Source organism: Sphaerimonospora mesophila (assembly GCF_001417795.1).
GTDB classification, from domain to species: Bacteria; Actinomycetota; Actinomycetes; order Streptosporangiales; family Streptosporangiaceae; genus Sphaerimonospora; species Sphaerimonospora mesophila.
On sequence record NZ_BCBX01000033.1, the window covers coordinates 240,355 to 254,623 of the forward strand.

Annotated in this window: 15 protein-coding genes; 10 read left to right on the plus strand and 5 right to left on the minus strand. The window is 66.8% G+C overall.

From position 1 onward, the window contains the following. Nucleotides 1-217: 217 nt before the first annotated feature. Complete coding sequence (locus AP234_RS11090) at nt 218-2,248, plus strand: tetratricopeptide repeat protein (RefSeq protein ID WP_235558107.1); 2,031 nt, start codon at nt 218-220, stop codon at nt 2,246-2,248. A 4-nt stretch (nt 2,249-2,252) separates the two neighbouring features. On the opposite strand, the gene AP234_RS11095 is transcribed toward AP234_RS11090, so the two are convergent. Then, nucleotides 2,253-3,323 (minus strand): PLP-dependent cysteine synthase family protein, encoded by a 1,071-nt coding sequence (locus AP234_RS11095; protein WP_055479707.1) that lies wholly within the window; start codon nt 3,321-3,323, stop codon nt 2,253-2,255. Between the two features lie 278 nt (nt 3,324-3,601). On the opposite strand from AP234_RS11095, the gene AP234_RS11100 reads away from it, so the two are divergent. Next, nucleotides 3,602-4,195: a sigma-70 family RNA polymerase sigma factor gene (locus tag AP234_RS11100; RefSeq protein WP_055479510.1), complete on the plus strand. Its 594-nt coding sequence runs from the start codon at nt 3,602-3,604 to the stop codon at nt 4,193-4,195. 72 nt (nt 4,196-4,267) lie between these two features. On the opposite strand, the gene AP234_RS11105 is transcribed toward AP234_RS11100, so the two are convergent. Beyond that, nucleotides 4,268-5,071: an EamA family transporter gene (locus AP234_RS11105; RefSeq protein WP_235558108.1), complete on the minus strand. Its 804-nt coding sequence runs from the start codon at nt 5,069-5,071 to the stop codon at nt 4,268-4,270. A 290-nt stretch (nt 5,072-5,361) separates the two neighbouring features. On the opposite strand from AP234_RS11105, the gene AP234_RS11110 reads away from it, so the two are divergent. From AP234_RS11110 to AP234_RS36115, 4 genes are all read left to right on the plus strand, one after another. After that, on the plus strand, nt 5,362-5,667 hold the full coding sequence (locus tag AP234_RS11110) for a hypothetical protein (protein ID WP_055479709.1): 306 nt from the start codon (nt 5,362-5,364) through the stop codon (nt 5,665-5,667). Between the two features lie 65 nt (nt 5,668-5,732). Then, the gene (locus AP234_RS11115; RefSeq protein WP_055479511.1) at nt 5,733-6,638 is read left to right on the plus strand and encodes a polysaccharide deacetylase family protein; all 906 of its coding nucleotides are present in this window, start codon (nt 5,733-5,735) and stop codon (nt 6,636-6,638) included. 38 nt (nt 6,639-6,676) lie between these two features. Next, the gene (locus tag AP234_RS36110) at nt 6,677-7,438 is read left to right on the plus strand and encodes a hypothetical protein (protein ID WP_152990356.1); all 762 of its coding nucleotides are present in this window, start codon (nt 6,677-6,679) and stop codon (nt 7,436-7,438) included. 31 nt (nt 7,439-7,469) lie between these two features. After that, the gene (locus tag AP234_RS36115) at nt 7,470-7,901 is read left to right on the plus strand and encodes a hypothetical protein (RefSeq protein WP_062415291.1); all 432 of its coding nucleotides are present in this window, start codon (nt 7,470-7,472) and stop codon (nt 7,899-7,901) included. Between the two features lie 1,061 nt (nt 7,902-8,962). Here the strand turns inward: AP234_RS36115 and AP234_RS37160 are convergent. Continuing rightward, nucleotides 8,963-9,103 (minus strand): hypothetical protein, encoded by a 141-nt coding sequence (locus tag AP234_RS37160; protein ID WP_160330412.1) that lies wholly within the window; start codon nt 9,101-9,103, stop codon nt 8,963-8,965. A 156-nt stretch (nt 9,104-9,259) separates the two neighbouring features. Here AP234_RS37160 and AP234_RS39165 point away from each other — a divergent pair, with 156 nt between their 5' ends. The 3 genes from AP234_RS39165 to AP234_RS11125 all read left to right on the plus strand — a co-directional run bounded on the left by AP234_RS39165 (nt 9,260) and on the right by AP234_RS11125 (nt 10,204). Beyond that, on the plus strand, nt 9,260-9,391 hold the full coding sequence (locus AP234_RS39165; RefSeq protein ID WP_268778043.1) for a hypothetical protein: 132 nt from the start codon (nt 9,260-9,262) through the stop codon (nt 9,389-9,391). 87 nt (nt 9,392-9,478) lie between these two features. Continuing rightward, complete coding sequence (locus AP234_RS37165; protein WP_160330413.1) at nt 9,479-9,673, plus strand: hypothetical protein; 195 nt, start codon at nt 9,479-9,481, stop codon at nt 9,671-9,673. 36 nt (nt 9,674-9,709) lie between these two features. Then, nucleotides 9,710-10,204, plus strand: coding sequence for a hypothetical protein (locus AP234_RS11125; RefSeq protein WP_152990357.1), 495 nt, complete (start codon nt 9,710-9,712; stop codon nt 10,202-10,204). Nucleotides 10,205-10,491: 287 nt separating this feature from the next. Here the strand turns inward: AP234_RS11125 and AP234_RS11130 are convergent, their stop codons facing one another. Continuing rightward, entirely contained in the window at nt 10,492-11,160 is a 669-nt protein-coding gene (locus AP234_RS11130) for a superoxide dismutase family protein (protein WP_055479514.1), read from the minus strand. 139 nt (nt 11,161-11,299) lie between these two features. Further along, complete coding sequence (gene typA / locus AP234_RS11135; RefSeq protein ID WP_055479515.1) at nt 11,300-13,156, minus strand: translational GTPase TypA; 1,857 nt, start codon at nt 13,154-13,156, stop codon at nt 11,300-11,302. 220 nt (nt 13,157-13,376) lie between these two features. Between typA and AP234_RS11140 the strand changes: the two genes are divergently transcribed. Continuing rightward, the gene (locus AP234_RS11140) at nt 13,377-14,132 is read left to right on the plus strand and encodes an alpha/beta fold hydrolase (RefSeq protein ID WP_083502025.1); all 756 of its coding nucleotides are present in this window, start codon (nt 13,377-13,379) and stop codon (nt 14,130-14,132) included. Nucleotides 14,133-14,269 lie beyond the last annotated feature (137 nt).

Below are 14,269 nucleotides of genomic sequence, written 5' to 3' on the forward strand. Positions count from 1 at the left end.
CTGGAACGGTCAAGCTCTCCGCCGCGGCGAGCCCGCGACATTGCAGTTGACCCGCGACGAAGCCGGCGCCCGGCAGGATCGGAACCCGTCCGGGGCACCGGCTTCGTTCTCATTCGGGGCTCATCGGAGCCTCACACGAGGCCGGTCGCGGGAGCTGGGAGGAAGAGAGCTGGTACGCCATCTGTGGATCAGAGGGCCACGCCTGACCGGAGAGGCCGTGCCAGGGGAGCACCTGCTGGTCGACGCCCACCGGCGGCGGTGCGGGCCGTACACCGCGGCCGGTGCCGTACTGAACGCGCTGGTGCCCGGCGCACTGGAGCGCCGTCCCGATCTGGTGGCCGCGCACGACATCGAGATCCGCTCCGCCGCGCCCGATCTGTGCCATCTGGTCCCCGCCAGGCGGCGGTCGATCGCCGCCGGCCTGCCCCGGCCGCAGCGCATCCTGGTTCCCGCGCCGCGCCGCACCCTGCGGATCGCCAACGGGCTGGCCGAGTTCCTCCGCGACCACCTGCGTGATCGTGGATCGGCCGGGCCGCGCGCGCTCGTCGTGGAGCAGGCCGACGAGGCCGACCACACCGACCGCGAGTTCCTCATCGTCCTGCTGCGCCGCCTGGACCCCGCCCTGCTCACGCTCGTGGTCTGCGCGGCCGAGCCCGAGTCCGATCTGGCCGCCGCGCTGGAACGTTACGCCGAGCCGCTGCGACCCCGTGAACAGGACGGACCGCCTGCCGTGCCCGGCCAGGACTACGTTGAGCTGGACGGCAGCTGCGACGCGCCCGCCGTGCGTGAGCCGTACGAGCGGATGTCCCCCGGGGAGCGGGCACGGCGGCACCGGGAACGTTCCGACGCGCTGACCGCGACCGGGCGGGTGGCGCCCCGGCTGGGGGCGATCCCCTACCACCTGGAGCGCTGTCACCGGGAACACGGGGGAGACCCGCGGGAGTTGATCGACGCGTTCGCTTTCGCGGTGGAGCACTGCCTGGCCGAGGGCTTCCACCACGCGGCGGCCGAGCTGGGCGAGCGGGCTCTGCGCGTCATCGAGCGGGAGTCCGACCCCGAGGCGTGGTGGCGCATCCTGCACAGCACGGCATCCGCGCTGGGGGCCACCGAGCGGGAGGAGGCGGCCCGGGCGCTGTTCGACCTGGCCCGCAGGGAGATCGCCGACCCCGTGGAGCGTGCCACGGCGGCCTACGCCACGGCGATGCTGCTGGTACGTCACCATGATCTCGGCCGGCGGGACACCGACGAGGCGCTGGCCTGGATCAACGAGGCGGTGGCGCTCACCTCGCTGCTGCCCGACCGGCGGCTGCGCGCGTTCCACCTGGGCTTCGATCTGAACGGCAAGGCCCTGGTGGAGAGCCGCCGCGGCCGGCTCACGGAGGCGTACCGGCTCGTCCAGGAGGCCATCGAGCTGGCCGACCGCGATCTGGCACCCGGCGAGCATCCGATCCACCGGCTGGTCCTGCTGGCCAACCGAGCCCAGCTGACCGCGATGCTCGGCCGCCCGGAGGAGGCGCTGCCCGACCTGACGGCGGCGATCGAGGCCGATCCGGAATATCCCGACTACTACCTCGACCGCGGCAACCTGCTCTTCCGTCTGGGCAGGCACGACGAGGCCCTCGCCGACTACGAGGCCGCGATGCGGCTGAGCCCGCCCTTCCCCGAGCCGTACTACAACCGCGCGGAGATCCGGTTCGCCGCCGGAGACCACGAGGGGGCGCTGGCCGACCTGGACCACGCGCTGGAGCTCGACCCCGAGTTCGCGGTCGCCTACGTCAACCGGGCCGGCCTGCTGGCGGCCGCCGGGCGGTACGGCGAAGCCCGGACCGACGCGGAGCGAGGCCTGGGGCTGGACCCGGGCAACGCCCACCTGCTGTGCGTGCTGGGGCAGGTCGAGGCGGCGGAGGGCAGACACGCCGAGGCGCGCAGGGCGCTCGACGCGGCGTTGGACCGAGACCCCCGGCTCACGGCGGCCTGGGTCACCCGGGGCGCACTCGCCTTCGAGAGCGGAGATCCCGAAGGCGCCGTGGCCGACCTGACCCATGCGGTGGAGCTGGGTGAGGACGCCACGCCGCCGTGCGCCATGCTGCTCACCGCGTTGTTCAACCGGGGGATCGCGCTGCGGGCCCTGGGCAGGCGGGAGGAGGCCAGGGACGACCTGCTCCGGGCGCTGGAACTGGCCCCGGACGACGTGGACGTACGGCGCGCGCTCGATGAGGGGGAGGGGGGGCGGGCGACCACGCGATGACGTCTCAGGACGTGAGGAACTCCCGGAGGACGGCGAGGTGGGGGTCGATGTCGATGCCCGCCTCGGCGAGCCACCGAGGGTCGCCGTAGGTGTCCCGGTAGCGCTCGCCGCCGTCGCAGATCAGCGTGACCACGCTGCCGTGCTCGCCCTTCTCCCGCATCTCCTTGATGATCTGTACGGCCGCCGCGATGTTCGTGCCGGTCGAGCCGCCGACGTCGCGGCGGGTGACCTCCCTGACCCAGTGCATGGCGGCGATCGACAGCGCGTCGGGCACCCGGGTCATCCGGTCGATGACCGTGGGCAGGAACGACGGCTCCACCCGCGGCCGCCCGATGCCCTCGATCCGGGAGCCGTCTCCGGGCTGTTCGCCGCCGGAGATCCAGGACGGATAGAACGCCGATCCCTCGGGGTCGGCCACGCACAGCCGGGTCTGGTGGCGGCGGTAGCGGATGTAGCGGCCGATCGTCGCGGAGGTGCCGCCGGTGCCGGCGCTCACCACTATCCACGCCGGCTCCGGATGCCGTTCGAGGGTCATCTGCTCGAAGATGCTCTCGGCGATGTTGTTGTTGCCCCGCCAGTCGGTGGCTCGCTCGGCGTAGGTGAACTGGTCCATGTAGTGTCCGCCGGTCTCGGCGGCCAGGCGGTGCGACTCCGCGTAGATCGCGCCGGGGTCGGCCACGAGATGGCACTTTCCCCCGTAGAACTCGATGATCTCCCGCTTCTCCGGGGACGTGGTCGCCGGGATCACCGCGATGAACGGCAGGCCGAGCAGTCGGGCGAAGTAGGCCTCGCTGACCGCCGTGGAGCCGCTGGACGCCTCGATGATCGTCGTTTGCGGACCGATCCAGCCGTTGGCCAGGCCGTACAGGAAGAGGGATCGGGCGAGTCGGTGCTTGAGTGAACCGGTCGGGTGGACCGACTCGTCTTTCAAGTAGAGGTCGATCCCCCAGTGCGCAGGGAGCGGGAAGACATGCAGGTGGGTGTCGCAACTACGGTTGGCGTCGGCCTCCACGGCCTGGATGGCCTCGATCACCCAGGCGCGGGTCACTGGATCATGCCGGTCCACGTATTCCATGGCGGTCACTTTACTGGCGTGACGTCTGCCACACTTTACTCCGGATTGAGTCGTTGGTGTTATGATAATGAGACTTGTCCGGTTATTGCGTGACCTGACCGCGGTGTGTCAATGCCGCCGGCATTCCGAATCATCAGGGATCACGATTAACGCTCTGCTTACGGTTCACTCGCGACGATGTCGTGAGGGCGTGCCGTCGGCATGACCCAGGTAATGGACGTACATGCTCGCATGGGATCCTGCCGGACGGGTAGCGGGGGAGAAGTCCTGTAGGGGGGATGATGATGTTGACGGACGAGCAGCGACAGGCATGGTTCGAGCGCGAGGTCGTGCCGGTGACCGGCCAGCTCTACGCGTCGGCCATGCGACTCACCCGGAATCCCGCCGATGCGGAGGACCTGGTCCAGGAGACCGTGGCCAAGGCGTACACGTCCTATCACCAGTTCCGTGAGGGCACCAATCTCAAGGCCTGGCTGCACCGGATCCTGACGAACAACTTCATCAACGACTACCGCAAGAAGCAGCGGTCGCCCAAGCTCTCGGCCGCCGAGGAGATCGAGGACTGGCAGCTCGCCGCGGCCGAGTCCCACACGTCGACCGGCCTGCGGTCCGCCGAGGTCGAGGCCCTCGACCAGCTGCCCGACACCGTCGTGATGGACGCCCTGCGCGCGCTGCCCGAGGAGTTCCGGGTGGCGGTCTACCTGGCGGACGTCGAGGGCTTCGCCTACAAGGAGATCGCGGCCCGCATGGGCACCCCTATCGGCACGGTCATGTCCCGGCTGCACCGCGGCAGGCGTCAGCTGCGCGGCATGCTGGAGGGCTACGCCCGGGAGGAGGGCGTCGTACGCCTTCCGGAACCCTGCGCGGCCTGACCCTCCCGTTCCGCCCCTGCCCGCCGCCCGCCCCCGCCTCCGATCTCGCCGCCTGAGCCGGCCTCGTGCCGCTCAGCCGGCGGCGATGAGCGCGATCGAGCCCAGTGCGAAGCCGACTCCGGTGATCTGCACCGGGCTCAGCCGCTCGCCGAGCACGTACCGCGCCAGCAGCAGCGTGCTCGCCGGGTAGAGCGAGGCGAGCACCGCGACCAGGCTGAGCATGCCGCGCTGGACGGCGAGGAGATAGAGCACGTTCGCCGCCATGTCGAGGACCCCGGCGGCGATCGTCACGGGCAGGCTGCCCGGCATCGGCCGCAGGCTCCTGCGCGCGGCGAGCGCCACCAGCGCGACCAGCGTCACCGACGCCGTCCTCGCCGCGAGAAGCGGCCAGCCGCCCGCGTCGGCCGGCGCGATTTTGATCAGGACGAAGAAGGCGCCGAAGCCCGCACCGGCGGCGAGCGCGGCCAGCACCGGGCCGATCTTGAAAGTCGAGGCCCGGCCGTTCGGCTCCCGGCTGACGAGCACGACGGCGAACAGGCCGAGCGCGATGCCGACGAGCGCGGCCACGGGAGGCCGATCACCGGCGACCAGGCCGAAGACCACCGGCAGCGCCATCGAGGCGGCCGCGGTGGTCGGCGCCACCACCGACATCATCCCCGCTGCCAGCGCCCGGTAGAACAGCACGATGGCCGCGCCGCCGATCACACCGGCGGCGGCCCCCCACAGCAGTGCCGGTGTGCTCGGCGAGCCGGACAGGAAGGGGATCAGCGCCACGATCAGCGCCAGCCCTCCGAGCTGCGACAGCACGACGACGGCCAGCACCCGCGAGCGTCTGGTGGCCAGACCGCCGAAGAAGTCGGCGGTACCGAAGATCACCGCACTCGCGGTAGCGAGCGCCACCACTGTCACGAACAACCCCCACAAAACGGTCATTGACGGTGCGACGAAGTGTAATGGCTGATCGTTTTCCTGCGGGAACGCCCTGGGGTGGGGGTGGTGCCCGGAAGCGTGACGTGGTCCGTACGAACTCCGCTTGATGACTCGCCGGTTCACCCGCACGATTACGCTATGCGGTCTCAATATCACTGATCGGAGTCATCTGCTTCGGTTCAACGTTGGGTACATACCTTTTGGGGTGGATCGCACGGGCAGGGGGATGCGTGACGGTGAGCGAGTCGGACGCCGCCATCGGGAAGCTCCACGCGGAGCTCGCCGCACTCGGTGTCCACGAGGCGTACGAGATCGGTGACGGCGTGACGCTCTCGGTGTGGATCGGCCTGGTCGTGAGCTGCCGCGACGGGTTTTACCTTTGGCGGGAGGGATCCGTGAAACGCCGCCATCCGGGTACGGATCCCGGTGGATGCGCCATCCGGGTGGCCCGCCGATACGCCGAGCTGAAGTCGGACGTGCCGCCCTGGTGGGAGGAGCTGGCCAAGGTTCTGCGGGGGGATTCGGCCGAGGAGTATCCCTAGGATCCCAGGCGTCCGCACCCCCGCCCGCTCCGCGTCGAAACGCCGAGCGGGAGAAGGGGGGTCTCATGCGGGTCGGGCCGGTTCTGCTGTCGTTGCTGCTGCTCGCCGGGTGCGGCCAGCTCGCCGGATGCGGCCGAGGCGCGGAACGTACCAGGGACGACGGAGCCGCCCCGCGTATCGTTCCCATGCGCGCACCGGTCTCGCAGCGCTTCGGCACCCGGGCGCACTTCGACACGGGAGTGCTGCGGATGCGACTGGCCGGGGCCCAGCCACACTGGCCCGGCCCCCGCCTGCCGGTCGCCCCGCCTCCCCGCCGGGTCGACTGCGAGAGGCTCAAGTGCGTGGCGCTCACCTTCGACGACGGGCCGGGGGAGCAGACCGACAGGGTGCTCGACACGCTGGCCGCACACCGCGCCCGCGCCACGTTCTTCATGCTCGGCCAGATGATCACTGACGGCACCCGTGAATTCGTCCGCCGGATGGTCTCGGAGGGCCACGAGCTGGGCAACCACTCCTGGGATCACCCCTCGCTCGCCGGCCTGTCGCCCGAGGCGCTCAGACGTGAGCTGAGCCGTACGCAGGACATCGTGCGCCAGGTCACCGGCGTACGGATGCACGTCATGCGCCCGCCGTACGGCGCGACCAACCATCAGGTGGCGGCGGCGACCAGGCAGGAGGGGCTGGCGCAGATCCTGTGGGCCGTCGACACGCTCGACTGGCGTGACCGCAACGCCGGGGTCGTGGCCAAGCGATGCGGAGAGGCCAAGCCGGGCGACATCGTGCTGATGCACGACATCCACCCGACCACCGTGCAGGCGCTGCCGCACCTGCTGGACACGCTCGACCGCAAGGGCTTCACCTACGTGACGGTCTCGGAGTTGCTCGGCGCGCTCGTCCCGGGCAAGGAGTACCTCGGCCGTCCGCCGGTCGACAGGGGCCTGCAGGCCAAGGAGGCCGCCCCCGGCTCCTGACCCGATCGCCTGTCGGCACCCGGCAGTGTCCGAACAAAATGTCCCGGGACGACTGTGACAAGAAGCTGGGCAAGGTCAAATGTGCCGAGAAGCGTTACAACGATCCTCGGGGTGAGGCCGATGGTTACTGGAATCAATTCCTAGCGGCTCTCAAAGAGATCGCTAAGATCGCTGCGGATGAACTCGGGATCACGGATGCCCTTAAATGCTTTACCAAGGGTGATCTCGGAGCGTGCGGTAGCACCGCCCTCAACGTCCTGGCTTCCGTGGCCGGAGGGCTCGCCGGCAAAATCGCTGCCAAGTACGGCCTGCCGTGGAAATGGAAGAAGGCCTACGAAGTAGGCAAGAAACGGGCCAACGCGATCGGCCGAGCATACGAGAAATTCAGAGGCTGGCTGGATGCCGGAAACCGGCTCGAGCAAGCGGAACGAGGACTGTCGCTTGCTCAGAAGAGCGCTGGCAGGGCTGCCCAGGTGGCCGGTGATGCGTACGAGGCATACTTACAGAAAAAACTCGGTGGTATCCGTAACTTCAAGGAGATGGGCCGCAAGTTTGATGGAGCGTTCATTGATCAAGAAACTGGACTCGGCACATGGTACGAGACCAAGTCTGGAGACTTCTGGGAAAAGATGATGAAAAACTCCAAGATGAGATCGAAATTCTTCACAAATGAGGGTCAGAAGCTCCAGCTTGCCAGGAAACATGGCGTGGGTTACACTATTATCTCGCAAAATGCCATACCCAAAGAAGTCACCAACTGGCTGGCCGAGAAGGGTATATCGTGGCGAACTATACCATGACGATCGCTTCCGCCGGAATCGAGAGGTTTCGGTGAGCAGGTCCGTCGACATCGATTTCGTATTCGACCGGCCGGTCCGGGTTCCCGTGGCTCTCGAGGCCATGTTGGCACATGGGGTCTCGTTCTCACGGAACGGGGTGGTCTCACATCTCCTCGACGAGGATGGCATGTATGACTGGCAGGAGGTTCCTGATTCCCGGCTAGCCGACGTGATAAATAGTATGGGTGAGGCACGTTGGCGTGATGCGACTCTTGGAATAGTGGCCTTCCTTGACGATTTCCCGCACGGTGGTGACGTAATTTTCCATCCCGATCGGCTGCTGATCTCTTTTGTTGTTTCCATCAATAAGATCAGCCTCCCTGGGAATTCGAGATTCTGTGATATGGGCTGGTACCTCCGTAAGCTGGTTCCGATTTTCGAGCCACTGGGCCTGAGTGAGATCAAGACCGCCGACCTGGTCTGACCGGCTTCGGGGAAGTGTGAGTGCCATTTTCCCTCACCGGCGAATCCACCCACACCTGGCGAGGAATCTGACCCGAATCCGACGGAAATCAGGGATCAAACGCCCTCTCAGTGGGCGTTTGACCCTCAAAGATGGCGATATATGCCGTTTCTGCGACGCCTCTGCAGCCGCGGAGCAGATGCGCCAGAACAGGTATGTGTCGCCCGTGTCGAAAGAGACTTGCACGAGCGGGTTATGTGCATGTTCTTCCGTTTGACTCCAAAATGCCCGCTATGCGTGCTATATGGCGCCTGATCCCGACGCCCCAACTGTCTGACCTGACCTCCGCGCGTCTGTGCACGGGCCCGCCGCGGCGGTACGCCACGGTCATGACCCAATCCCGCAAGACGAGAAGATTGAACCAGAATGGTTACCTCTAACTTCTCGATTGGTGACGCTTATGAATGATGTTTCAGTTGATCCGATTGACTCGTTGAGGAGAATCGCTGCATCCCTCCACCGACTGGCTTGGCCGGCGGCCGAACAAATTGCTCGGCTAGAGGATAGGCAGCTCCCAGTAGACGAGCTAGCTCTCGATCTAGAGTGGTCGATAAGTACCCTATGGGCCGCCACTGAGGCAAACCTTGTGGCTCCATCCCTAAAGGCGCAAATCTTTCAGATAGATCGTCTATTGGACGATGTCAGTGGCGCTGAGAATGCGATGATATGGACGAGTGACGCCCTACGTAATCATGCTGTTTGGGTCAATGTTCGAAGAATGGCACGCCGAGCACTCGCTGAACTCGCCGCCATACCTGGCCTTGACATGTCGACCTTGGATAATGACTGATATGTAGCGTCGGTGTGGGGATAAGGGTGCTAATGCCCTCGTCCATAACGCCAACTCGGACTGGCGATGGATGTGCGAATTATATACAAAGGGGGGAAAGATGGCATCTTATGTCGATCGACAAAAAAGACGAGCCGGGTGGGCAGGTGCCACAGGCGGTACCGCATCGTCTGCGGCTCGGCCTCGACCGGCTCGGCGTCGTCGTACAGGCCGAGCAGCGGGGGCCAGACGTTCAGGCCGGCGGCGATGTCGCGCCGAGCGCGATCGCCACCGCGAGCTGGATCAGCACCACACCTCGGTCCCGCAGCGGACCGGCTCCCATCTGGGCGAAGACCGCCCTGAGTTCCTTGGAAAGGCCACTCTGGCAGCGCACTTGCGCAGTGAGACGGCCCCTGTGTTGCTGAGGAGTACCTCGGCCATCCGACTTCGGCAGGGGCCTGCAGGTCAAGGAGGCCGCCTCCGGCTCCTGACCTTCCCCGGGCTTACCTTGACGGTGTTCGTGGCGGAAGTGAGGGTTTCCGATGGGCCGGTGACTGTTGCTGGGTCCGCGGCCGCGGCCGCGGCGGCGGAGCCCGAGCGCAGTGTGGAGGGGTGGCCGGTGCCCGGCCTCACGTCGGCGGCCAAGTGCGTGGAGGACACGCAGCCTGCCGCCAGGCGATAGTGAAGGAAGAGTTATGGGTGCAGATTCGTCGAGGACATGTGAAAGATGACGTGGCATCTACTTGAGTTCGAGAAGGAGGGGAGCGGCTTGAAGGCGGACTTCTCTCTATCCGCAGTGGTCGACGACGAACTTGTAAAGTCCCTGGTAGGTGATCATCCAAATCTGAAATACGACGTATTTCCGCTGGGTCGGAGTGCCCTCTCTCATCTGCTGCAAGTATTTCCCGTCGAAGTAAATGAGAAGAGTTCTGATTATTTCCTTGAATATGGCTTTTCTGAATAGTTGTATGCGGGTTCGGGTTCTTTGGCAATCGAGTCGGTGGAGATGCTTGTGACATTTAACGCTGAGGTTGCGCAGGCTCGGCTGACCGTGCTTGTGGATCAGCCGGCTACCGGCATGGGTCGCGCTCTCGACATGGGTATCGTGGAATTCGGCGATCCGGTTAACGGTCTGGGCACCAGATCGGGTAGTGCCTTCGCCCTGCACATTAATTGCCCATTTCGTCTGCTACTGGAGGGGCGAGTCCTGGTCGGGTCGGAAGATGTGAAGTGGCTGGCGAAAGATGCCATGCGTGGCTTCGCGGAAGACGATGAACGCTCGGTTTACGACACACGGGCGGAGGGCATCGACGATTTCTTTTCTACCTCTCGTCCGAAAGTTCGCAAGGTGAACGTGTCATCGATCGGCGACGTACGGCTGGAGCTCGAGGGGGGGCTGGTCGTGGAGCTGTTTGCGATGAGTTCTCAGAGTTCGGAGGCATGGCGCTTCGTTCAGAGATATGGAGAACACTATACGTTTCCCGTGGATCAGTGAGACTTTTCCGCATCGACGTCGACGAGTAAGGATTCAGTTTAGGCGCGTTATTGACGTCACTCGACTTTTGCTCTTTTGAGCTGATGGTCATGCGGCATCTCACCGGGCTGGATGATCACCACCGGTGAAAGCACGTTCGACCTCGTGACCCGGCCCTTGGGCGTCCACGTCGGCGGACAGCCGGTGCACCTGTGATGGCCGATCGCCTTCAGTACGGCTTGACCGGTTGGCTGTGCCGTACCCGAGGCGCTGAGGGAGTCAGAAACGGCGGGGTCACGCAGATGGGCTCAGGCGTAGTCGAACACGCCGCAGCCGATGCGGCGGCCCGCGTCGCCGGTCTTGAGCGTGGTGGCGTCCGGCCCGGTGGTGCCGGTGGAGTCCTTCGGGTGGCTGTACCGGTCGGGGATGTGCGCGTGGTTGTCGGGCAACTCGTGGATGACGACCGAGCTGCCGTCCTTGTCGGCGAGCTGGTTCAGCTTGAACCGGTCCGTGACGAAGGACGCCATCGCCGTGCCGTCCGCGGTGGCCAGCAGCGAGGGGAGGTCACCCGCCATGGAGTCGTGCTTCTTGTGACCGACGTCGAGGTGCCCGCCCGCGCTGGCGAACGGCGTCCCGGTGGCCTCGTCGACGGACTCGGGGTCGCACACTCCGGTCGTGTGAATGTGCATGCCGTGGAACCCCGGGGTCAGCCCCCGGGCGTTGACCGTTACCCACAGCTTCTTGCGGTCGTAGCGCTCGATCTGGAAGGTGCCGAGCACCTTTCCGTGCACATCCTTGATCAGGGCGACCGCCGAGTCGGGCCCACGGCTCGCCGCATCGGCGGCCGGTACGGCCCCTGCCGCCGCGTTCGCGGCACCCGCTCCGGCGCCGGCGACACCGATCGTGCCCGTGATACCGAGGGCACCGGTGACGAGGAGGGCGCTGACGGCCGAGGTGATATGGGTCTTACCGAGCATGAAAGGCTCCTCCGGATGCGTTCTCTCTGCGCACAGGAGAGCACCGGCCGCGCCACCCCGGGACCGGGAAACGCCGATCATGGGAGGCCGTTTGCCCCGGCCTTGCCGTACGAGAAGGAGCCCTCGGGGCTCGCCCCGCTCAGCCGCCCGCGCGCTTGGCGCGGGCCGCGGCCCGGCCCCGGCTGGCCGAGTCGAGCACGGCCTTGCGGATGCGCACGGTCTCCGGAGTGATCTCCACGCACTCGTCGTCGCGGATGAACTCCAGCGCCTGCTCCAGCGACAGGACGCGCGGCGGGACCAGCTTCTCCGTCTCCTCAGCCGTGGACGAGCGCATGTTCGTGAGCTTCTTCTCCTTGGTGATGTTCACGTCCATGTCGTCGGAGCGCGAGTTCTCACCGATGATCATGCCCTCGTAGACCTCCGTGCCCGGGGAGACGAACAGCGTGCCGCGCTCCTGCAGGTTCAGCATCGCGAACGCGGTCACCTGCCCGGACCGGTCGGCCACCAGCGAGCCGTTGTTGCGGGTGCGCAGCTCGCCGAACCACGGCTCATAACCCTCGAACACGTGGTGCACCAGGCCGGTGCCCCGGGTCTCGGTGAGGAACTCCGTACGGAAACCGATCAGACCGCGGGCCGGGACCAGGAACTCCATCCGGATCCAGCCGGTGCCGTGGTTGGTCATGTGCTCCATGCGGCCCTTGCGCTGCGCGAGGAGCTGGGTCACCGCGCCCAGGTAGTCCTCCGGGCAGTCGACGGTGAGCCGCTCGACCGGCTCGTGCACCTTTCCGTCGATCGTCTTGGTGACGACCCGCGGCTTGCCGACGGTCAGCTCGTAGCCCTCCCGCCGCATCTGCTCGACGAGGATGGCCAGGGCCAGCTCGCCGCGGCCCTGGACCTCCCATGCGTCGGGGCTGCCGGTCGACAGCACGCGCAGCGACACGTTGCCGACGAGTTCCTTGTCGAGGCGGTCCTTGACGAGGCGCGCGGTGACCTTCGAACCCTTCGCCTTCCCGACGAGCGGGCTGGTGTTGGTCCCGATGGTCATGGAGATCGCCGGCTCGTCCACGGTGATCAGCGGCAGCGGGCGGGGGTCGTCGGGGTCGGCGAGCGTCTCACCGATCATGATCTCCGGGATGCCCGCGATGGCGATGATGTCGCCGGGCCCGGCCTCCGTCGCCGGCTTGCGCTCCAGCGCCTCGGTCATGAGCAGCTCGGAGATCTTCACCCGCTGGACCGTGCCGTCCGTACGGCACCAGGCCACCTGCTGGCCCTTCTTGATCGTGCCCTGGCGGACGCGGCAGAGCGCGATCCGGCCGAGGTAGCTGGAGGCGTCCAGGTTGGTGACGTGCGCCTGCAGCGGCGCGGTCGGATCGTAGACGGGCGCCGGGATGGTCGTCGCGATCGTCTCGAACAGCGGCTCCAGATCCGGGGAGTCCGGCATTCCGCCGTCCTGCGGCCGGTTCAGCGAGGCACGCCCGGCCTTGGCGGAGGCGTAGACGATCGGGAAGTCGATCTGGTCCTCGGTCGCGTCGAGGTCGAGGAACAGCTCGTACACCTCGTCGACGACCTCGGCGATCCTGGCGTCCGGCCGGTCCACCTTGTTGATGCACAGGATCACCGGCAGCTTGGCGGCCAGGGCCTTGCGCAGCACGAACCGGGTCTGCGGCAGCGGACCCTCGGATGCGTCGACCAGCAGGACGACGCCGTCGACCATGGAGAGGCCGCGCTCGACCTCGCCGCCGAAGTCGGCGTGACCCGGGGTGTCGATGATGTTCAGCGTCATCCCGCCGTGCCTGACGGCCGTGTTCTTGGCGAGAATGGTGATGCCCTTCTCGCGTTCCAGGTCGCCGGAGTCCATCACCCGCTCGTCGACGTCCTGGTTGGCGCGGAACGCCCCGGACTGCCACAGCATGGCGTCCACCATCGTGGTCTTGCCGTGGTCGACGTGCGCGATGATCGCGATGTTCCGAAGGTCGTCGCGGCTCTGCAAAGGCATGTCGAGTCTCACTCTGGGTTCGTCGGGGTGTCCGTCCGCGTCTCAACTCAACTGCGGGCGAGACGCGCTGTGGCCGCGGAAACAGGCACGGCCTACCGATTTTAGTTGATCCCTCGGCATGCGCCGAACCGGGAAGCGCAGGACGGGACCAGGAAGCGCGGGACCGGAGTCCGGCGGGTGCCTTCCGACGCGGTGCTCGGGCGCGAATATGGTCGTGACCATGGGTCTGGCTCCTGCCTTCGGGGCGATGCTGCGCACGGCGGACGGCGTGCGCCTCGACGCTGCGCACACGCCGAACGGTTCACTCGATCTCGGCATCGTGGTCGCGCACGGGTTCACCGGCTCCTGGCGGGAACGTCCCACCCGGCGCATCGCGCACGTCCTGTCCCGCTTCGGCGGGGTCGTGGCGTTCGACTTCCGGGGGCACGGCCGTTCGTCCGGCCGGTCCACCGTCGGCGATCTCGAGGTCCTCGACCTCGACGCGGCGGTGAAGCACGCCCGCTCGATCGGCTATCGGCGCGTCGCCACCGTCGGCTTCTCGATGGGCGCCGCGGTGGCCGTACGGCAGGCCGCGCTGCATCCCGGGGTGGACGCCGTCGCCTCGGTCAGCGGCCCGGGTTGGTGGTACTACCGGGGCACCAGGCCGATGCGTCAGGTCCACTGGGCGATCGAGCACTGGCATGGGCGGCTGGCGGCCCGAGCGGTCAAGCGGACGAGGATCGCCACCGGTGGTTGGGACCCCATCCCGCTTCCGCCGTACGAGGCCGTGTCGCTGATCTCCCCGACGCCGCTGCTGGTCGTGCACGGCGACGCCGACCCGTTCTTCCCCCTCGAGCACGCCTATCGGCTCTACGACAACGCCAAGGAGCCCAGGGAGCTGTGGATCGAGCCGGGGTACGGCCATGCCGAGGCGGCGGCCACCCCCGAACTGATCCGGAAGATTGCCGGGTGGATCGCGCGAACTATTTCCGGTTAGGGCTCGTCTATTAGGAATGTGGGCAACTCCATGAGGGGTTTCGCACCGCCGATATGGGGATCGGCGCACACCGTTCAGGTGGGTCGAACGGTGTGGGCCCAGCGTCGCGGGGGCGCGCTGGGCGGGGCTCCGGTCCC

Coding starts and splice junctions, on each gene's coding strand:
- AP234_RS11140 (WP_083502025.1), top strand. CDS start 13,377: ATGGGTCTGGCTCCTGCCTTCGGGGCGATGCTGCGCACGGCGGACGGC.
- AP234_RS11100 (WP_055479510.1), top strand. CDS start 3,602: ATGATGATGTTGACGGACGAGCAGCGACAGGCATGGTTCGAGCGCGAG.
- AP234_RS11115 (WP_055479511.1), top strand. CDS start 5,733: ATGCGGGTCGGGCCGGTTCTGCTGTCGTTGCTGCTGCTCGCCGGGTGC.
- AP234_RS11130 (WP_055479514.1), bottom strand. CDS start 11,160: ATGCTCGGTAAGACCCATATCACCTCGGCCGTCAGCGCCCTCCTCGTC.
- AP234_RS11095 (WP_055479707.1), bottom strand. CDS start 3,323: ATGGAATACGTGGACCGGCATGATCCAGTGACCCGCGCCTGGGTGATC.
- typA (WP_055479515.1), bottom strand. CDS start 13,156: ATGCCTTTGCAGAGCCGCGACGACCTTCGGAACATCGCGATCATCGCG.
- AP234_RS36110 (WP_152990356.1), top strand. CDS start 6,677: ATGTCCCGGGACGACTGTGACAAGAAGCTGGGCAAGGTCAAATGTGCC.